We start from the raw sequence: 21411 nt of genomic DNA on the forward strand, positions 1-21411 counted from the left end.
TTTAGGTTAACCTGTAAAAATATATGGTTAACTTAATTATATAGGAAAAAAATAAAAAATCAAGAATATTTATATATAAATTTATTCATGCTTATTCAAAGTTCCTATTTAACCTTTCTGGAAAAGGAGAATTATTTTTAATAGATAAATAAAAGTCCTCTAACATACAAGCAGCCTTACTAATAGAGTTATCATATAAAGATTCAATATTAACACATATGCTTTTGCATTTGGGGTTTTCATTTAAGTTAAAAAATATACCATGTAATTTGTTATAAAGGGCTACAATTTTAAGTCCAGAAAAAATAATAAATCTACTTAACTTATTTGGTGTATTAAAAATAGAGTTATAAAATTTCATGGAGCTAAGGGCCCTTGTTATTTTAGAAGTGGACGTATTAAAAAAAGGTGATATAACTTCGGACAGAGTACTATCTGCATGAATATGAGTAGTTAAGTCTATGTCAAAGGGGTTTTTACCTTCTTTATATATTAACAATTTATCAAATTCAGATTCAACTTCAGTATGAGACAATTTCTCCTCTTTAATTATTTTATTTATATAAGGATGACACTCACTGTCTAAGATAAAATGGCACAAAAATCCAAATATATAAGCTAGGGATTTTTCTTGATCCTTAGAGTCTTCTATTATGTTCCTTGATTTTTCAAAAAATACATTGGCCTTTTCGTAGTGAACATCATGTCCTAATTTATTTGTTGGATTGTGATATAGTATTGGCTTGTAGTAAAAGAAAATATCTGGACCATGAAGTCCTATAAAAAAGAGTTCCATATTTTTTGAAATGATTTTAGAAATTTCATCATCTACTTGATCTAAAACTTTTTTTCCAAAAGTATAATGAGCATAAGTTCCAGGCATAGCTACTACCTCCAAATAAAATGTTATGTATAAGACTTAGTATATCAACTTTCGAAGAAAAAAATTACTTTCTATAATATATATGGAATTTTTCTCATAGTATTAATATATAGAAGTAATTTGTAAATAAGGTAGTTGGATTAATTAAGATAAATAAATTGTTATAAAAATATATTTGCATTAGGATATTAAAAATGTAACACATATTATTTAGGATTCATATTTTATTAAGAAGGGGTAGTAATATTAAGGGGTGACTTGTGTGAACAATTTACTGTTAATACTTGCAATGATGGTATTAAGTAATGGTAATGTATCATTATTTGATAATAAAAATAAATCAAATAAGCGTGCAGAGGAGTCGACAAAAGTGGATGTTATAGAGCCAAATGTTAAAAGTAATCAAAATAAAAGAAGTGGTCCAACAGTTAGAAAAGTTAAAAAAATAAAAAAGAAAACACGAAGCAAAGATCCTACTAGAGAAAAAAAGAATGATCCTATTAAAAATATTTTGAAATTTGATATTACGGACGTTAACAAAGGTATCAATTTAATGGATCTAAGTGAAGAAGATTTAGATAGAGGAATGGAAATTATAACAAGAACTAAGAAGTATATGAATAAAGATGAAAGAAATATACTTATAAAGCTGGAAAGTGTTCTTGACTTAGTAAAAGGAATAAAAAAATTAAATGACATTAATATATTGAGCGAAGAAGATGAAAGTGAATTTTTCAGAAGCATGGATGAAGAAGATAAGAAAAATATGATGATTAAAGAAATAATAGAAGTTTTCCCAGAAAAGAAAAAACAATCTGTGGAAAAAGCTCTTGAAATGAAAAAAATGATAGATTTATTTGCAGAGTTATTTTTACCAGATGGAGAAGAAGGTGGAGGATTTAGTTTAAGTTCTCTTGCAGATATTAATAATTTAGGAAGTATTAGCAACTTGAAATTATTAGGAAGTTTATTGAGAAGTTTAGATGATGATGAAGAGGAAGAAGAGAAAGAATATGATTATATAGAAGTAGAAGAAGATGAGGATTTAGTAGATGATTATGATCAATATTTGGAAGTGAACAAAGCTATGACAAATAATAAAAAACATAGTAAAAGTAAATCTAAAAAAAGTAAAAGCAGAAGGAAAAAACAAATGTGATGAAATACACTATTTTAGATGACAATTGGATACTTACATAAGTTAAATTACTAGATATTGTAAAAATATCTTAAAATTAAAAACTTTTACAGAATAAACTACTTTAATTATTTCGACTTTTGTATTATAATAAATATAAACAAAAAAGAAAAAACTCCTGAGACATACGAGTGGTAACCTTTAAATTCAACCGACATGCACTATACGGGAGATCGGGTCTTGCAATAGTAAGAGGCCATTATATTTATATAAAGGAATTTAAACTTGCAAGCAGGTCACCCACCTGGGAGATTCTCGGGTCTGAATTTATGGGACCAACGGTGCCTTGGGAATAAAAAAATGTTGCTATTTTTTAGCAACATTTTTATTTTGCAAATTTTTAATCTTATATACTAAATTCCTAAAATACCCACGTCATTAAGTGTTGAAAAAACATTACTTACATTGTATTTCAAATCTTCCTCATAATTAGAATAAAATGATGATCTTATAAATTTATCCTCAGCAGAATATTCATCAATTACAGGTTGAGACCAGGATTTACCAGAATTTTTAGAGTTAGAAGTAAGTAACTTATTAAAATTAACCCATGATACAAAGAGAGTATTATCAACTTTTACTATGGAAGGATACATGCAAGTAGAAGGTTCACATAAATAAGAGGATGTATCCAGGTTAAATTTATTTTCATTTAGATATCCGTTTACGTACTTAACAGCATATCCATTTTCCTCATTTTCGCAAAAGCAAAGATGATAAAAATTAATACTATCTCTTATTCCACTTAAATAAAGTTTATTCTTACCTGTATTTGTTATTTGAACAGGGTCACTCCAAGTAAAAGTACCAAGATTAAACCTAGATGCTAAAACTTCCTCACACCCATTTACTAAATTAAAGTAAAAAATAGTTGGAACTGATTCATTCCAAAGTACTGTAAAGCTATCTAAAACAATATGATTTATAAAATCAATTTTATTTTCTATCCAGTAATCATTATGTTTGTAATGATGAAATAGAGCACATGTACTAGTAGAGTTATTATTAAAAACATAATAAAAAATATGAGGATTGCCATCGGTATATTTTACATAAGGAAATGCTAAATTAAATTTCTTATAATTATAAGTCACATATTCCCTTTGAGTAAAAACATAGGAATTATCTTTACACTCAAGAACTTGCAAAGATTTGTCGCAATAAATACAGTAAACATTATTATCTTTATCAAGGGAAAATGAGTATCTAGTAAAGTCTAAATTTGTATCACTAATCAATTTATCTCTATGAACAATATAACCTCTAACATCATAATAATTATAGTAAAGACCATCCATGTCTAAATACATATAAAACATATCTTTGTAACTTCGCCTAATTATAGCGCAACGTTCATTTATAAAACTCATTTCAAACCTCCTAAAAAAGTTCATACTATAATATATTTACAAAAAAAATTTTTATTCTACTTTTTGTTATGTTTAACTATACATAAGTCACACTTAGCCCTCAAAAAGCATAATATTAATTAGGCTTACAAAGCCAGGACATTTAATAAATATCATTTAAGGGGGATAATAAAAAATGAACGACCTAAAAAGAAGTAAGAGAAAAATGTATAACAAACAAATGTCTGCTATGAAAAATACTTGCCAAGAAGAAGCCACAGTAGAAATAGATGAGCTTGAAAGAGGATGCAAATGCAAAAACAATACAAATAACACAAATAACACAAATAATACAAATAATAATAATTGTTGCAACCATGAACAAACTCAACCTATAAGTCATGAGAAAAAATGTCATCCAAAGCATGAACATGAAACTCTTGAATGTGAATGTGTTTGTGAGTGCAAAAAACCATGCAAACCAGATTGTGAACCATGTGAAGCAGAAAGTGATACTTGCGTAGAAAATATTTGTGCTAACAATGAATGCTGTAATGGACTTAACCCAACTTTCTCTACTAAGAATGCTTGTCCAGTAGCAATAGAAGCAGAGAGAATATATGATGCAGTTCAGTTCCAAATATTTACAGATGCAACAGGACCAAATGGAGAACCTTTATACTTTGATTACGATGTAGTAGAAGTTAATGGAGGAGTTCCATCTGCAGGAATAGCAAATGTTATAATTGATGAAGTATGCATGAACTATTCATCATTAGAAGTTATGCCTGGAATACCAACAGTAGAAGATTTTGAAATAGCAGAAATAGAAAATAATGCACCTTGCGATACAGTATTTGAATATGCAGTTTGCCCAGATAAAAATAAAACTTGCTGTAGACAAAACAAAGGTCAAAGTGTATCTTACAAAGAAAGAGGATTAACTGTTGTAGCTAATGATTTAGTTCTTGAACTAAGAGGACACTGTGGATGTACTAAGATAGTTGCTTTTGCTTATCCAGCAGTAAAGAAAATGGGTGGTCAATTATGTAGAGTTGACTCTGTAGAATTTAGATATAATACTTTGGCAGCTAGAATTTGTTGTCCATCTGATGGAAGACCATTTAAATTAAGACAAGATTATCAAACTGCTTTAACAGTTGACTGTATATCAAAAGCTCATTTATGTGCACAAGATTGCTGCGGATGTGACTGTGATTGTTTTGAATTAAATATACCAAGTGGAATAGATTTAATTTGTTGTGTAGAAGAAACCGTAAGTGTTTTAATAAGTGATAGAGTAGTAGTATTGGGTATATCTGGAGGCGTAGAGCCAAGAGTAGTTGATACTTTTGCTAATGTATGTAACTTCCCAAGTTGTGGATTAAACTAACTTGAATTTCCTTAGAAACTTCCTATAAGATAATTATTTAATTTTACTCTACTAAAAGAAAGGACTATCAATTTTGATAGTCCTTTTATTTTTAATTTTTATAATTAATACTATAGCAATATTCGAATATATCATCTTTAATAGTTGAAGCAGATTTAAAATCATAAAAAGTCTTGCTACTTCTAAACAAATTATGAGTTGATACCCATTTTTTATTACTATAATTAAAAATTAAAGTTTTAGTATTAATATCAGACCTATTATTATTTACAATAGAGTTATAAGTTAAAATCATATTACTCATGTTATCGATGTTTAATCTATAAATACATTCGCCATTTTTAACAATATTATTAATGTGGTATTTATGAAGGTGATAATTGCTAGGGCTAAAATTATAATGGGATACTCTATAGTAATTATCTTTAATAGGAGATTCCTCAACTAAAAATACATTTAAAATATTTTGAATAATAAAAAGCCTCATGTTTTTTAAGCTATTTGTATTGTTACAGACTTTACAAAGAGATCTTCTTCTTACTTTCCCATCTTTGTACATAAAGTGAATAAGTTTTCCTTTTGTATCAATGGTACAAATATGAATAAAATTATTATCATCAAAATTTGCACAATAAGAGATAACATTATTTGAAATTTTATCTATTTTCTCATTAATATTTTTTATAAATAAGGAGTTATTTTCTTCGTAAACATAAAATGGTTTTATATTATTAATCAAATTTTCACCTACTTTCCCTACATTTTTTTCAATGCTTTTATTAAAACTACACTATGGAGAAGAGTTGTAAAAATAGATGTGGCAGTTATAGCATAAATATAGGCATACATATTTAAACTAGGTATAGGTAATAAGAAATAAATAGCAATAACCTGAATAACCATGCCAACAATAGTATTTACACTAGATATAACCTCTTTTCTTATGGAATGAAGTATTCCCGATAAAGTTTGATTTAAACTAAGAAAAAGAGGAGCTAGAAACATGGATTTCAAGTAAATTCCAGCAGTTTTATTGCTAAAAACTATTAAACATAATTCTTCTCCGAAGAAATAAAAAAATAAAGCAGATATAATGCCTACACATACAGTTAAAACAACAGCATAGTATATTTTTATTTTTACATTTTTAATTTTATTTAAAGCAACCTCTTGAGAGATGCTTGGAATTAAATTTACTACAAGAGCAGAGCCTATGGTAAAAGGAAGATATACAAAGGGCATTACCATACCACAAACAATACCGTAAAGACCTATGGACTGTGTATATGATATTCCAGACAAAACCAACCTAGAAGGTACTATCATAGAACTTACGGATTGTAAAATAACAGAAGACATTCTATTACATGTAATAGGCAGAGCCATTTTTAAAGTTTCCATAGAAGAATTATAAAAATCTTTAAGTCTTATAGTAAATTTATTGTATAAGGATGATTCTTTGTACAGGCAAATACTCATATAAATCACATTGGTTGCCTCCCCAAAGGAAATACCAAGAAGTGTTACATAACAAATCATAGCCTTATCACTTATGTACATTGCCAATAAAAATACAAATAAAATTCTTGTAACTTGTTCAATAATCTGACCTATAGCAGGAACCATAACCTTTTTTATTCCATAAAAATATCCTCTTAATACGTTTGAAATAGTAATTATAACTATAGCTGGACATATGGAAAGAATAAATAAATTTAAATTTTCATCCTGCAAAAGTCTAAAAGATAAATATGTACTATTAAAAGAAACTAATAATGAAATTAACAAAGATATAAAAAATGCCATATATAAAGTGGATATAAAAAATATATTTGCATCTTTTTTATCTTTTAAAGCACTTTCCTTTGCAACCAAGCAAGAAAGGGCAGTGGGAATACCTGTGGTGGTGAGAGCAATACATATCATTAAAAAATTGAAGACCATATGATATATTCCAAGTCCAACATCCCCCATGACCCGTGATAGAAATATTTTATATAAAAAGCCTAATATTCTTACTATTAGGTTTGATATGAATAGTATTATCGTTGATAAAACCAAATTAGGAATTCTCAAAAAATCACCTCCACATACTAAAAATGTATTCTTGTGGAGGTGAAAAAATAATTATAATTTTATAAAATTTGGTTTTAAATTATCAAAAGTAGAAATATATTTAAATCCTAAATCTTTTAAATAGGAATATACATAATCAAATTTACAAGAAATATAAGAAGGAGAGTGAGCATCAGAACCTGTAGTAATAATTTCTCCCCCTAGTTCTTTGTAAAGAGAGATTATGTTTCTTGAAGGTGTTAAATCAGGTAAGTTATATCTAAAACAAGAAGTATTTACTTCTATACCTTTACCATTATATATGGCTTCTTTTAATATGGACTCTATAATGTCCATGTAAAAGCTATCTCCAAGAAGATTTTCATAATCTCCATATCTTTTGACTAAATCTAAATGACCTAAAACACTATAGTTATTAAAGTTTTTAACTATATCGTATAAAGTTTTGTAATAGATCTCATAAGCCTCATGTTGATTTTTATCTTTAAAATATTCATCGTAGTATAAATCATTTTTATTTATAGCATGTTGGGAACATAATATAAAGTCAAATTTGTGATTTTTCATATCCTCATTATATCTGTCTACAAGATGAGGTTGTAATCCTAATTCAATCCCCTTTTTTATTTTTATTTTATTTTCGTATTTTTTTTGCATTGATTCTAGTGTATGTAAATATTTTTCGTAATTTACAACAAATTTATCTGTTTGATTTACATCATAATCCATATGATCTGTAAAACATATTTCTTCTAGACCTAAGTTAATAGAAGTTTCAATCATTTTTTCTATGGGAGTTTTACTATCTGGAGAGAAGTTACAATGCATGTGATAGTCGTAGAACATTATTATTTCCCCTTTCATAAAAAATTTGGTATTATATATATTAATGATAACAAATACATATTTAAACATCAATAAATCTAAAAATAAGTAAGTGGTGATTAAATGGATAAATACAAATTAGAATTAGATGATAATAATAGTAAATATATTCAAATTTATAATCATATAAAAGAAATGATTGTTGGGGGAAAAATAAATGAACATGAAAAACTGCCACCAATTAGAAAGTTAGCAGATTTTATAAGTGTTAATAATGCTACTGTTGTTAAGGTATACGAGCTGTTAGAAAAAGAAGGTTACGTATACAAAATAATCGGTAGTGGAACTTTTGTTTCTTCTATAAAGATAAATAAAGAAGTAAATTTGGAAAACTATAAGGATATGATACATTTTGATAGTGGCAATCCATCAAAAGATGTGTTTCCTTTAGATAATTTTAAATCAGCCATAAATATGGCACTAGAAAATGATGGAGCAGCTATTTTTGAATATGATGAAGGAAAAGGTTCTGAAGAGCTAAGAGAAGAATTAAGTACATATTTAAAGAAGAAAAGAATAAATACTAATAAAGATAACATACAGATAATTTCAGGTGCACAACAAGGTATAGATATAGTTTGTAAAGGACTTATAAATTATTCAGATGTGGTATTTGTTGAAGAGCCAACCTACAATGGTGCTTTAGAAGTATTCAAAAGTAGAGGTGCAAAAATAATTACTATTCCCATGTTAGATGATGGTATAGATATAGGTATATTAAAGCTTAAGTTAGAAAAAATAAAACCTAAATTAATATATGTTATGCCTAATTTTCAAAATCCAAGTGGAATATCATATAGTGAATATAAGAAAAAGAAGCTAATAGAACTAAGTGAAAAATATGATTTTTATATTTTGGAGGACGACTTTATAAGTGACTTTGCTTTTGATAGTAAAGATAACAGACCACTTAAAAGTTACGATATGAAAAATAGAGTTATTTATATTAAATCTTTTTCAAAAATACTTATGCCAGGTCTTAGAATTGGTATAGTTGATATACCAAGAGAACTGCAAAAGAAAATACTTTGGGCAAAATATTCTTCAGATATATCAACACCAGGACTTATACAAAAGTCTATGTACTATTATATGAAGTATTTTAATTGGGAAGAATATTTAAAAAGTATAGATAAAATTTATACTAAAAAATATAGAAAAACAAAAATTTTATTAGAAGAAAAATTAGGAGACAAGTTAAAAATATGCAAATCTCAAGGTGGGCTAAACTTTTTTATTGAATTACCAAGAGGATATTCATCTCAAGTTTTCTACAATTTTATGCTAGAAAAGGGAGTTTGTATTACACCAGGAACTTATTTTTTTGATAATATAATGGATGACAGGTTTTTTAGAATTAACATAGCAAATGAAACAATTGAGGATATAGAAAAGGGAATAACTATAATAGAAAATAATTTAGAAGAATTTATTACATCTTATAAAAATGGAGAAGATATAAGAAGTAATAAAATATTTTATTAATAAGTGAAAATAATAGGAGGAAAAAATGTTTGATCAAAAGAAACTAGACAGAATAAATTTTTTAGCTAAAAAAAATAAAGAAGAGGGATTAACAAAAGAAGAGTTAGCAGAAAGAGAAGTATTGAGAAAAGAATACTTAGAAAACTTTAGAGCACACTTTAAATCTAGACTTGAAAATGTTAAAGTTGTACATAGCCAAGAAGAGTACGATGAATTAACGAAGAAAAATCAAAACTAGCTTTGATAAAATATATAAATTAAGGAGCTCAATATGAATTTAAAATATGAATTTGCAAATGGTTGGAAAGTTATAAAAGAAATGAATAATATGGAAAATGTTATGTCATACTCAAAAGAATATATTGATTTCTTAAACAAAGGTAAAACAGAGAGACTTTGCGCTAGGGAGATTATTAGACTAGCATTATCACAAGGCTTTATATCTATAGAAGAAGTAATTAAAAAAGGGAAAATAGCATCTGGAGATAAAATTTTCGCTGAAAATAAGGATAAGGGTGTAGCTTTATTTGTAATTGGTGAAAAAGATATAGAAGAAGGTATGAAGATAATTGCTTCTCATATAGATTCACCAAGACTAGATTTAAAACAAAATCCATTATACGAAGATGATAATATGGCATATTTCAAAACTCATTACTATGGTGGGATAAAAAAATATCAATGGGTATCAATGCCACTTGCACTATATGGAGTAGCAATTTTACAAGATGGTACTAAAGTTGATATAGCCATAGGCGATGATGAAGAAGATCCAGTATTTTGCATAAATGACTTATTACCTCACTTATCATCAGAACAAAATCAAAAGAAAGTAAGTGAAGCTATTGGTGGAGAAGATTTAAACGTACTAATAGGAAGTATTCCTTTTGATGAAGAAGAAAATGCAACTGTAAAATACAATATGTTAAAGTTGTTAAACGAAAAATATAAAATTACTGAGGAAGATTTTTTAAGTGCTGAAATAGAAGTAGTTCCAGCAGGAAGAGCTAAGGACTTAGGAATAGACAAATCAATGGTTATATCCTATGGACAAGATGACAGAGTATGTGCCTTTGCAGGTGTAAAAGCAATATTTGAAACTGAAAAGCCAGAGTATACAGCAGTTACATTATGTGTTGATAAAGAAGAAACAGGTTCTTATGGCAATACAGGAATGCACTCAAAATTCTTTGAAAATACTGTGGCAGAATTAATAAACTTACAAGGGAATTATTCTGACTTAAAAATAAAAAGAGCTATGTCAAGATCTAGAATATTATCTGGAGATGTTAATGCAGCTTATGATCCAAACTTCTCTTCAGCATATGAAAAAGCTAACTCAGCTCATATGGGTAAAGGTGTTGCCATAATGAAATACTCTGGTTCAAGAGGTAAAAGTGGCACAAGTGATGCTAATGCAGAGTTTGTTTGTGAAGTAAGAAGAATATTTAACAAAGAAAATGTAGTATGGCAAACAGGAGAACTTGGAAAAGTTGATCAAGGAGGCGGAGGTACTGTAGCTTATATATTGGCTAATTACGGTGCTGAGGTTTTAGATTGTGGTGTAGGATTACTTAGTATGCATGCACCTTATGAAGTTGCTTCAAAGGCAGATATATTTGAAATGTATAGAGGTTATAAGGCTTTCTTAAACATAAATCTATAAAATTTAGATCCTTCTATTTAATATAAAATAGAAGGATTTTTTTATTGTAATTAAAAAAATTTAACTTTTTGATAAGTAAGTTTAAATCCCAGTAAATAAAACAGATACAGCTTTCTAGAATAATAGATAAAACTTATGGCAACTATATGAGTTGTTGATTGTTAAGGAAATTTTTGTTATATTAATAATAAGAAAAATACAGGGACATAATTTGTATTACAAAAAAATTACAGAATGATATTTGTTATGATTTCCCGTTAATTATAGGTTATAATTTAAAAAATAAGAAAAAATGATAAAAATCATCTATGTGAGACAAAATAAAATATTTACCTATACTTGGTACAAGGAGGATTAATTTATGAACCTTAAAAGATCATTATCTGCATTGATTATTTTAACCATGCTTTTTACGGGATGCTCCAATTATCAAGTCCAAAATGAAGGCATAACTTTGCCAGATGAAGCAACTAAACAAAAAACTATGACTAAAGTTCAAAATGATGTAAATGAAATAATAAACAAAGATTACGATTATGTCTTAAGTAATTTAGGAAAGCCTAATGCTACAGCATATTGGATAGATAAAAATAAGATAGATAGTTTAGATACCCTAGATGATGCAGAAAATTTAGAAGATATAAATTTAGTTTACTTGAAGAAGGTATCGGATGAAAATACTAATAGTACTTCTTTATATCTACATCTAAAAAATAAAATAGTAAAAAATGCACAAATTGTGGATTATTCTAATTCTAGATCTAATATAACTAAAGGCATTAACAAATCTAAAATACTTATAGATTGTTATGATGATGGAGAGATAGTTGAAATGTCACACTTAGATACCCAAAAACTAAATACGTTTATTGGTGATGATTCTAGGGAGATATCAACTATAGTAGGACATAAACAACCATCTTATGATGCATACTTATATGACAAAGTAGAAAAGTCCATAAATGTGTTTAAATTGGACAACGAAGATAAGCTACTAGCCATATTTACAAAAGATAATAAAATATCAGAAATTAAAATTCTTGATAATAAAAAAGAAGTCATAAATGAGATAAAGTATATAATGCTAGATAATTAATTATAAAAAAGTTATAGATTTTAATGAAATCTATAACTTTTTTATAATAAGAAAAGTTGTAGGTGAAAATAATCGCAAATGAGTAAATTAGAAGTAGTCAATTACATTATAGAAAATAAAAAAATACCACAAGAATTTAATGATTATGTTATTGTTCAAATAAGTGACTTACATAATAAGTCCTTTGGTAAAAATAATATTAATCTAATTAATAAGATTGACCAAATAAGTCCTCAAGTAGTACTTATTACAGGAGACATAATAGACGGAGAAAATAAAAATTTTCAAGTTTCATTAGATTTGTTGAAAGATTTAAGCACTAAATATAAGGTTTATCATATTACTGGTAACCACGAACAAAAAGCTTTAGTAAAAAGATATAAAAAATTATATGAAGAGTATTTTAAAAAACTACATGATTTAAGTGCTATTCATTTAGACAATGAAAAAGTTCAAATAAAAAAAGGCAATAGTCATATAAATATTTATGGATTAACAATACCCTTTGGATATTATAAATACTTGTTTGATAAGGATAAAAGTACAGATTTAGAAGAAAATTTTTTACAAAAGAACTTACCATTTATAAATAAAAATGAGTATAATATTTTATTAGCTCATACACCTTTTTACTTTGATGATTATGAAAAATGGGGTGGAGACCTTATTTTAGCTGGCCATGTACATGGAGGCATAATTAGACTACCTATTGTAGGAGGTTTATTATCGCCAAATAGAAAATTTTTCCCAAAATATGATTTGGGTAAATATGATAAAAATGATTCAACTATGATAGTTACTAAAGGACTGGGTGGATCTAAGGTACTATTTAGAATTAACTGTAAGCCAGAAATTGTTAAGATAACATTGAAAAGTAAAAATTATTAGGATGTATGTTTTTGTATTCTTACTAAAATACATGAGAATACTGTATACTTAGGAAACTTGACATTAAACTATAGTTATAAAAAATAAGTTTTGGTATACTGAATTTGAGGATATATCACCTTAGATCATACAAAGTCTTATTCTTAATTTACTAAAGATGGGGGTAAAGCATGGGACAAACTAAAGCTTTAAATGAAAGTATGATGTTTAGAAATAAGAATAATATAGAACTTTTTGTAAAGAAAAACTTAGTTGAAGATGCAAGGGCAGTAATAGTAATAGTACATGGATTGGCAGAACATTTAGGGAGATATGATTATGTAGTATCAAAATTAAATGATTGGGGATATAGTGTTTATAGATTTGATAATCAAGGTCATGGAAAGTCTGAAGGAAGAAGAACATACATAGAAAGTTATAATAATTTTTCTAAGGATGTTAATGAAATTGTATCTATGGCTAAAAAGGAAAATGATGACAAGAAGGTTTTTGTACTAGGACACAGTATGGGTGGGATGATAAGTACAGTATATGGAATAGATTACAAAGACATAGTAGATGGTATAATTTTATCTGCAGGAGTTACCCTTGATAAGGCCAAGCTACTAGAAAGCAATAAAGACGTAGAAGACGATGCACAAATCCCAAATGCTTTAGGGGATTTAATTTGCACTGATAAAAAAGTAGTAGCTGATTACGAAAATGATCCTTTAGTATGCCATGTAACACTAGGAAAGATATATAAAGAATGCTACAAGGCAGTAAAATATATATCTGAAAATATGCATGAATTTGAATACCCAGTGTATATATTACATGGAGAAGATGATAAAATAGTTTCATCAGAAGATTCACAAATTCTTTATGAACAGATATCTTCTTTAGATAAGAGTTTAAAAGTATATCCGGGTCTCTATCATGAAATTATGAATGAATTTGATAAAGATAAGGTACTGGAAGATGTACATTCTTGGTTGGAAGATAGAATATAAATTTTATAATATAAAGTATAAACTAAGGCTAGAACATGTATTTAAAGTAATGCATTTTCTAGCTTTTTTAGTACAATAAATGTATGGGTACAATTAATGAGTAGAGAAGTATTAAATAAAAATTTAGCACAAATGTTAAAAGGTGGAGTAATAATGGATGTTACTAATCCAGCAGAAGCAATAATAGCACAAAATGCAGGAGCATGTGCAGTTATGGCACTTGAGAGAGTTCCAGCTGATATAAGAAAAGAAGGCGGAGTGGCAAGAATGTCAGATCCTAAAATGATAAAAGAAATTCAAGAAGCTGTAAGCATACCAGTTATGGCAAAAGTAAGAATAGGACATTTTGTAGAGGCACAAATACTTGAAGCTTTAGAAATAGATTTTATAGATGAAAGTGAAGTTTTAACACCGGCAGATAATGTTTATCATATAGAAAAAACTAAATTTGAAGTTCCTTTTGTTTGTGGAGCAAGAAACTTAGGAGAAGCTCTTAGAAGAATTGGTGAAGGTGCATCAATGATAAGAACAAAAGGTGAAGCAGGTACTGGAGATGTAGTTGAGGCAGTTAAGCATATGAGAACGGTAACTTCTCAAATTAGAAAAATAGTATCTATGGGCGAAGAAGAGTTAATGAATGCAGCTAAAGAAATGGGAGCACCATACGATTTAGTTAAATTTGTTCATGAAAACAATAAACTTCCAGTAGTAAACTTTGCAGCAGGAGGCATTGCAACACCAGCAGATGCAGCATTAATGATGCAACTAGGATGTGATGGAGTATTTGTAGGGTCAGGAATATTCAAGTCAGACAATCCGGAGAAAAGAGCAGAAGCCATAGTAAAAGCTGTTTCAAATTATAATAACCCAAAAGTGTTAGCACAAATATCAGAAGATTTAGGTGGAGCGATGAGTGGTGTAGCAGTGAATACTTTAGAAGACAAAGAATTGTTAGCAGTTAGAGGTTGCTAATATAAAAATTGGAGTGCTAGCCATGTAAGGTGATTATGAAGAGCATAAGTACTTTGTAGATATGGTAAAAATTAATATTTAAATAGAAAAATAATAAAAATCACTTGCTTTATAAAAGTAAGTGATTTTTTGTATTTAAAGTATTAAGTTTTTATAAATTTAACCGTATAATTTCTTTGGAGATAATATGTAATATTTGGAAATTATTTAAAGCGGAAGTGAATGCCATATTAAAAATAATTTATTCAAGTAGGTAAAACCGAGGAGGGTGAACAGGCAAATGAAAAGCATAAGGACGAAAATTTTAGTAATGATTGGTGGAGTAGCAATTTTAGCAATGATTATCTCAGGTGGAATTTCAATAAAAAATACACTAAATATGGTGGATGATTCTCAAGAAACTATCTCAACACTAACTACAGATAAATTAGGGGTTGAGATTAATGAATATTTCACAAGATATAAAACCATGGCAATTCAGATGGCAGGAAATACGTCTGTAAGACAAGCATTGACGGAAGCTACTAGAGAAAACTATAAAGATAAATCTTCATTCAAAGATACATATAAGTATTTGGGATTTGTGGCGGAAAAGGATGAACAAATATCAACGGCATATGTTTGTTCTGCTAAAGACACATTAGCATTTGATGGTACTAGCTGGGTTTCAGATAAAAACTTTGATTTAAAATCAAAAAAATACTGGTTTTCAAATGAAGAAGATATAAAAAATGGATATATAATAACTGATCCATTTGAAGATGTTATTTCTGGAAATATGATAGTATCATTTGCGGCACCAGTATATAGTTTAGATGGAAAAGAAATAGTTGGGGTGGCGGCTTTAGATATCCAACTTGATACTTTAAGTAATAAAATAGCATCTAACGAAACAGTATTTGGAAAAGACGGGTACACTATGCTTGTATCTAGATCAGGACAAGTATTAGCAAGCAAAGATAATGATAAGTTGCTTAAAAATGTTAGTCAAATAGGATTTGACGAAACTATGTTAAAAGAAGTAGAAAATCCTAGTAAAAAAGTTATAAAATATACTGATAATGGGCAAATACGTTATGGAATTGTAAATTCAGTAAGAGATGCTGGCTTAAAAACTATATTTAGTATAAGTGAAGATAGATATAATGCATTAGTAAAAAAAGAAAAGAAAGATATGATGCTTGTTTATGGATTAGCTATTATAATTCTTTTAGTAGTAATATATTTTGTTACAAAAAGTATAGTATCGCCAATTCAAAAGCTTATGGAAGTTACAGAAGATTTAGCAGAAGGTAATCTAGATGCTGAAATTGACATTGATAATAATGATGAAACAGGTAAATTAGCTGAATCAATGAAAAAACTAGTTACAAGATTAAATGAGTATATTGTCTATATAGACGAAATAGCAGAATCATTAAATAGATTCTCAACAGGAGACTTAAATATAGATTTAAAACAAGATTACGATGGAGAGTTTGAAAAAATTAAAGATTCGTTAATTCAGCTTTCTGAGATATTTAAACATACTATAGGTCAAATAATAGAAACATCAGAAAATGTGGCATTAGGCTCAAGAGAAATAGCTACAGCATCGCAGGTTCTTGCAGATGGAGCCCTATATCAAGCAAATACAACAGAAGAGCTTACATCTACAGTAAATGATTTATCTGATAGAGTATCAAAAAATGCAGAAAATGCATTAGGTGCTGCTGATCAAATTAAATCTGTTGGAGAACTTTCAAATTTAAGTAATGATCAAATGCAAAAAATGATGGAGGCAATAACTGAAATAAATAATAAATCATCAGAAATAGGCAAAGTAATAAAAGTTATTGAAGACATTGCATTCCAAACAAATATATTAGCTTTAAATGCAGCAGTAGAAGCATCTAGAGCTGGAGAAGCAGGTAAAGGATTTGCCGTGGTGGCTGATGAAGTAAGAAATCTAGCAACAAAATCAGCAGATGCAGCAAAAGAAACTACTCACTTAATTGAAGAATCTATTAAGGCTGTAGAAAATGGAAATAAAATAGCTAATAAAACAGGAGAAATGCTTGTAGAAGTATTACAAGGTGTATCTGAATCAGTAAAACTAATAGATGAGATATCAGATGAATCTTCTGAGCAAGCTACAGCTCTAAAACAAACATTAGAAGGTATTGAAGAAATAAGTAATGTTGTTCAAACAAATGTATCAACATCTGAAGAAAGTTCAGCTGCAAGTAATGATTTATCTAAGCAAGCTGAAGACCTTCGAGCAATTGCATCACAATTTAAAATTGATGATGAGACAAACTAACATAAAAATAAAGTAAATTATTTTTAGTTAAGTTTTAAATAAATAGAAATTTAAAAGGCTAAAGGAGATTAATTCCTTTAGTCTTTTTTGGCACTTAGGCTTAGCAAGTACAGGAGTTCATCAAGCATTTGTAAATTTAATTCAAAACAAATAGATTATGAAGTGTAAGTAGGGGTAAGATAGAAATAAAAGAATTTCATAAGGAAAGTATGGAGGAAATAAATAATTTATGATTATTAATACAGGAAATAGAACAGATATACCAGCTTATTTTAGTGACTGGTTTTATAATAGAATAAAAGAAGGATATGTTTGTGCTAGAAATCCATACTATCCAAGTCAAGTTACAAAATATAGTATAACTCCCCATGTGGTAGATTGTATTTGCTTTTGCACCAAGAATCCTGAACCAATGATTTCTAGATTAGATAAACTAAAAGAATTTGGCCAGTTTTGGTTTGTTACAATAACTCCTTATGATAAAGACATAGAACCTAATGTACCAAATAAAGAAAGAGTAATAAAAAGTTTTAAAAAATTGTCGTCAACAATAGGTTCTGAGAAAACTGTTTGGAGGTATGATCCTATTTTTATTTCAGAAAAATATAGCTTGAATAGTCATATTGAAAACTTTGAAAAAATGGCATCTAGCCTTTCTGGATATACTGGGGAATGTATTATTAGTTTTATAGATCTATATGAAAAAACAAAGCGTAATTTTCATGGGGTTAGAGAAGTATCAAAAGAAGAACGTCAGATTATAGGAAGAGAATTTGTTGCTATAGGCAATAAAAATAATATAAAGATAAAAACTTGTGCAGAAGGATACGAATTATCTAAATTTGGTGTGGATTGTAGTGGATGTATGACACAACCTGTATTAGAGAGGGCAATACATAGTAACTTGAAAGTACCTAAGAAAAAGAGAAGCAGAGAAAGTTGTGACTGTTTGCTTGGCAACGATATAGGTATGTACAATACTTGCTACCATGGATGTTTGTATTGTTACGCTAATTATAGTAAAGATATTGTGAAGGATAACTTTAGAGAGCATAATAAAAACTCACCGTTTTTGATTGGAGACTATATGGAAGGTGATATTGTTAAAGAGGCTATTCAGCATAGTTATATAGATAATCAAATTTCGTTTTTTTAATAAAAAAAAGTAGTTACTAAAGAAAAATTCTTAGTAACTACTTTTTCATTGGTGCCGGATGTGGGACTCGAACCCACACGGTATTGCTACCAACGGATTTTGAGTCCGTCGCGTCTGCCATTCCACCAATCCGGCATATTATTACTAAATTATAACAAAGACTTAAATTAAAATCAAGTATAAAGATATATTTAATTATAATAAAAATGTTTTAAGATACTTAAAAAAGTAAAGTATATATAACAGTGCACATAAAAAAACTATGATTGATAATTATGAAGATAAGGTGATTTTCTTATTAAACACCTTAATATAATTTGATTATTGTGGTATTATTAAATAATAATATATGGGTATATAATAAGATATATAAATATATAATATTGAAAAATATAGGAGTGATAAACTTGGACAAAAGATTAATAATTATAGATGGAAACTCGATAATAAATAGAGCATTTTATGCATTACCAGACATGAGTAATAGTGATGGATTAAAAACTAATGCCATATATGGCTTTACTAGAATGTTATTTAAAATAATAGATGATTATAAACCAACTCACATAAGTGTTGCTTTCGATATGAAAGCCCCAACATTTAGACATAAGGAATTTACTGAATATAAAGCAGGAAGAAAAAAGATGCCAGATGAACTTGGTCAACAATTAGAGCCATTAAAAGAATTATTAGATACTTTTAATATTCATAGAATGGAAATGGCAGGATATGAGGCTGATGATTTAATTGGTACAGTTTCAAAAATGGGAGAAGATAACGACTTTAAAGTATACATAGTTACAGGAGATAAAGATGCTATACAACTTGCATCAAACAAAACAACCACATTAATTACTAAAAAAGGTGTAGGGGAAGTGGAAGAATACAACTATGATTCAGTTCTAGAAAGATATGAAATGACTCCTACACAATTTATAGACTTAAAAGGTTTAATGGGAGATAAATCAGACAATATACCAGGGGTTCCAGGTATAGGAGAAAAAACAGGTATAAAACTTATAAAAGAGTTCTCTTCTGTTGAAAATTTAATAGAAAACACTGAACAACTAAAAGGAAGTGTTAAGAAAAAAATAGAAGAAAATAAAGAGCAAGCTGTATTTAGTAAAAAACTTGCCACAATTATAAGAGATGTACCTATTGAAGTAACTCTAGATGAATTATCTTTTGGAGATTATGATAAAAATGCAGTAATAGAAGAGTTTAAAAAATTTGGATTTAACACGCTAATAAAACAAGTGCTATCTATGGATTCGGGAAGTGAGGAATCTGCTGTAGAAGAAAAGATAGATCTAAATATTAATCACTTAGATAATGTTGAAGAATTTAAAAAAGAGCTTGAAAAAACCAATAAATTATTTATAAAAACTGTAAAAAAAGTAGGAAACATATTAGATAAAAATATACAATATGTATTTGTAAGCTCAAGTGGAACAGATATTTATTACTTAAGTGGTGAAGAATTAGAATTAATAAAAGAGATAATTTCTAATGAAGAAATTAAGAAAATAGGTTACAATTTAAAAGATGATTACTTAGCTTTCAAATCATACAATATGGAAATGAATAATATTTTCTTTGATATAGCCATAGGAGAATATTTAATAGATTCAAAATCATCTACGTCTTATGAATGTAGTGATATAGCTATGAAATATTTAACTAAAAAGGTGAAATCCCAAGAAGAAATCTTAGGAAAAGGAGCTAAAGCTAAGAAATTCCAGGATTTAGACATGGAAGAATTAAGTGAATATTTTGGAGAAATGATAAACGTAGTTTATAATGTATATCCAATTATGGAGAAAGCATTTAAAGATATGGATATGGAGTACTTATTCTATGATGTGGAAATGTCATTGGTAGAAGTATTAGGATCTATGGAATATTATGGTATAGCAGTTGACAAAAATCAATTGAAAGACCTTGGTGATAAATTTAAAAACATAATTGCAAACTTAGAAGAAGAAATATTCTCACTTGCTGGAGAAAAATTCAATATAAATTCACCAAAACAATTGGGAGTCATATTATTTGAAAAGCTAGAATTACCAGTAATTAAGAAAACTAAAACAGGATACTCTACAAATGCAGATGTATTAGAAAAACTTAGGGACAAACATGAAATAATAGACAAAATTACTGAATATAGACAAATAGTTAAATTAAACTCAACATATGTGGAAGGATTAAGCAATATAATCAATCCAATAAGCGGTAGAATTCATTCTTCATTTAATCAAACAATAACAACTACAGGAAGAATATCATCTACTGAGCCTAATCTACAAAATATACCTGTTAAAACAGAAATGGGTAGAGAAATAAGAAAAGTATTTATTGCTGATGAAAACTCAAAACTAGTAGATGCAGATTACTCTCAAGTAGAGCTTAGAGTATTAGCTCATATGAGTGGTGACGAACATATGATAGAAGCATTCCAAAATCATGTAGATATTCACTCAAAAACAGCATCACAAATATTTGGTATTGATGTAAATGAAGTTAACTCTACACAAAGAAGTGAAGCTAAAGCTATAAACTTTGGTATAGTTTATGGTAAAACAGATTTTGGCTTATCACAAGACCTAAATATACCTGTGGCAAAGGCCAAGGCTTATATAGAAAGTTATTTTGCAAATTACTCTAGCATAAAGGATTTTATGGATAAAGTTATTGAACAAGCAAAAGAAAAAGGTTATGTATTAACTGAATTTAACAGAAGAAGATACATTCCAGAAATAAACTCAAGTAATTTTATGGTGAGAAAACAAGGTGAAAGATTTGCCATGAATGCTCCTATTCAAGGAAGCGCAGCGGATATTATAAAAATAGCTATGGTAAATGTATATAATAGATTAAAAGATGAGCAACTTAAATCAAAACTAATACTACAAGTACACGATGAACTTATAGTTGAGGCAGTAGAAGAAGAGATAGATAAAGTAAGTAAAATAGTAAAAGAAGAAATGGAATCCGCAGTTAATTTACAAGTACATTTAGATGTGGATTTAAATGTTGGTGATTCTTGGTATGAAACTAAGTAGGTGAAAAT

General features: G+C 28.1%; 17 protein-coding genes, 1 tRNA gene and 1 other RNA gene. 13 read left to right on the forward strand and 6 right to left on the reverse strand.

The genetic code is table 11. The features are described from left to right. Positions 1-91 precede the first annotated feature (91 nt). A complete protein-coding gene (locus tag JW646_RS12615) occupies positions 92-883 on the reverse strand; it encodes a zinc dependent phospholipase C family protein (protein ID WP_074914618.1) in 792 nt (263 codons plus the stop codon). 262 nt (positions 884-1145) lie between these two features. Between JW646_RS12615 and JW646_RS12620 the strand changes: the two genes are divergently transcribed. Together JW646_RS12620 and ssrS are read left to right on the forward strand one after the other, a co-directional pair. Further along, positions 1146-2042 (forward strand): hypothetical protein, encoded by an 897-nt coding sequence (locus tag JW646_RS12620; RefSeq protein ID WP_228415362.1) that lies wholly within the window; start codon positions 1146-1148, stop codon positions 2040-2042. Between the two features lie 151 nt (positions 2043-2193). Then, positions 2194-2378: non-coding RNA, 6S RNA (gene ssrS / locus JW646_RS12625), on the forward strand. Positions 2379-2434: 56 nt separating this feature from the next. Here ssrS and JW646_RS12630 read toward each other — a convergent pair. Then, complete coding sequence (locus JW646_RS12630; protein WP_228415363.1) at positions 2435-3451, reverse strand: hypothetical protein; 1017 nt, start codon at positions 3449-3451, stop codon at positions 2435-2437. Positions 3452-3626: 175 nt separating this feature from the next. On the opposite strand from JW646_RS12630, the gene JW646_RS12635 reads away from it, so the two are divergent. Then, on the forward strand, positions 3627-4823 hold the full coding sequence (locus JW646_RS12635; protein WP_228415364.1) for an exosporium morphogenetic protein CdeC: 1197 nt from the start codon (positions 3627-3629) through the stop codon (positions 4821-4823). Positions 4824-4914: 91 nt separating this feature from the next. Here the strand turns inward: JW646_RS12635 and JW646_RS12640 are convergent, their stop codons facing one another. From JW646_RS12640 to JW646_RS12650, 3 genes are read right to left on the reverse strand one after another with little or no spacing between them, the layout of a single operon-like run. Further along, positions 4915-5562: a hypothetical protein gene (locus JW646_RS12640; protein WP_228415365.1), complete on the reverse strand. Its 648-nt coding sequence runs from the start codon at positions 5560-5562 to the stop codon at positions 4915-4917. Positions 5563-5579: 17 nt separating this feature from the next. Next, positions 5580-6899, reverse strand: a complete 1320-nt coding sequence (locus tag JW646_RS12645; RefSeq protein WP_074914630.1) for a polysaccharide biosynthesis protein — start codon at positions 6897-6899, stop codon at positions 5580-5582. Between the two features lie 51 nt (positions 6900-6950). Continuing rightward, positions 6951-7745 (reverse strand): histidinol-phosphatase HisJ family protein, encoded by a 795-nt coding sequence (locus JW646_RS12650; RefSeq protein ID WP_228415366.1) that lies wholly within the window; start codon positions 7743-7745, stop codon positions 6951-6953. A gap of 102 nt (positions 7746-7847) precedes the next feature. On the opposite strand from JW646_RS12650, the gene pdxR reads away from it, so the two are divergent. The 9 genes from pdxR to JW646_RS12695 all read left to right on the forward strand — a co-directional run bounded on the left by pdxR (position 7848) and on the right by JW646_RS12695 (position 18341). Beyond that, positions 7848-9269 carry a MocR-like pyridoxine biosynthesis transcription factor PdxR gene (gene pdxR / locus JW646_RS12655; protein WP_074914635.1) on the forward strand — a complete coding sequence of 474 codons (1422 nt, stop codon included), beginning with the start codon at positions 7848-7850 and terminating at the stop codon, positions 9267-9269. A gap of 25 nt (positions 9270-9294) precedes the next feature. After that, positions 9295-9507, forward strand: coding sequence for a DUF896 domain-containing protein (locus tag JW646_RS12660; protein WP_074914637.1), 213 nt, complete (start codon positions 9295-9297; stop codon positions 9505-9507). A 33-nt stretch (positions 9508-9540) separates the two neighbouring features. Continuing rightward, on the forward strand, positions 9541-10935 hold the full coding sequence (locus tag JW646_RS12665; RefSeq protein ID WP_228415367.1) for an aminopeptidase: 1395 nt from the start codon (positions 9541-9543) through the stop codon (positions 10933-10935). Positions 10936-11296: 361 nt separating this feature from the next. Next, positions 11297-12031, forward strand: coding sequence for a hypothetical protein (locus tag JW646_RS12670; RefSeq protein ID WP_074914642.1), 735 nt, complete (start codon positions 11297-11299; stop codon positions 12029-12031). 78 nt (positions 12032-12109) lie between these two features. Further along, positions 12110-12919, forward strand: coding sequence for a metallophosphoesterase (locus tag JW646_RS12675; RefSeq protein WP_228415368.1), 810 nt, complete (start codon positions 12110-12112; stop codon positions 12917-12919). 170 nt (positions 12920-13089) lie between these two features. After that, positions 13090-13911: an alpha/beta hydrolase gene (locus tag JW646_RS12680; protein WP_228415369.1), complete on the forward strand. Its 822-nt coding sequence runs from the start codon at positions 13090-13092 to the stop codon at positions 13909-13911. Between the two features lie 96 nt (positions 13912-14007). Beyond that, the gene (pdxS, locus tag JW646_RS12685) at positions 14008-14883 is read left to right on the forward strand and encodes a pyridoxal 5'-phosphate synthase lyase subunit PdxS (protein ID WP_074914648.1); all 876 of its coding nucleotides are present in this window, start codon (positions 14008-14010) and stop codon (positions 14881-14883) included. 280 nt (positions 14884-15163) lie between these two features. Continuing rightward, positions 15164-17185, forward strand: coding sequence for a methyl-accepting chemotaxis protein (locus JW646_RS12690; RefSeq protein WP_228415370.1), 2022 nt, complete (start codon positions 15164-15166; stop codon positions 17183-17185). A gap of 229 nt (positions 17186-17414) precedes the next feature. After that, positions 17415-18341 carry a DUF1848 domain-containing protein gene (locus JW646_RS12695; RefSeq protein ID WP_228415371.1) on the forward strand — a complete coding sequence of 309 codons (927 nt, stop codon included), beginning with the start codon at positions 17415-17417 and terminating at the stop codon, positions 18339-18341. Between the two features lie 49 nt (positions 18342-18390). Here the strand turns inward: JW646_RS12695 and JW646_RS12700 are convergent. Beyond that, positions 18391-18476, reverse strand: a tRNA-Leu gene (locus tag JW646_RS12700). Positions 18477-18748: 272 nt separating this feature from the next. On the opposite strand from JW646_RS12700, the gene polA reads away from it, so the two are divergent. Next, a complete protein-coding gene (gene polA / locus JW646_RS12705; RefSeq protein WP_228415372.1) occupies positions 18749-21403 on the forward strand; it encodes a DNA polymerase I in 2655 nt (884 codons plus the stop codon). Positions 21404-21411: the final 8 nt, after the last annotated feature.

Origin of the sequence: Terrisporobacter hibernicus, from assembly GCF_020809405.1 — a bacterium.
Lineage (GTDB): Bacteria > Bacillota > Clostridia > Peptostreptococcales > Peptostreptococcaceae > Terrisporobacter > Terrisporobacter petrolearius.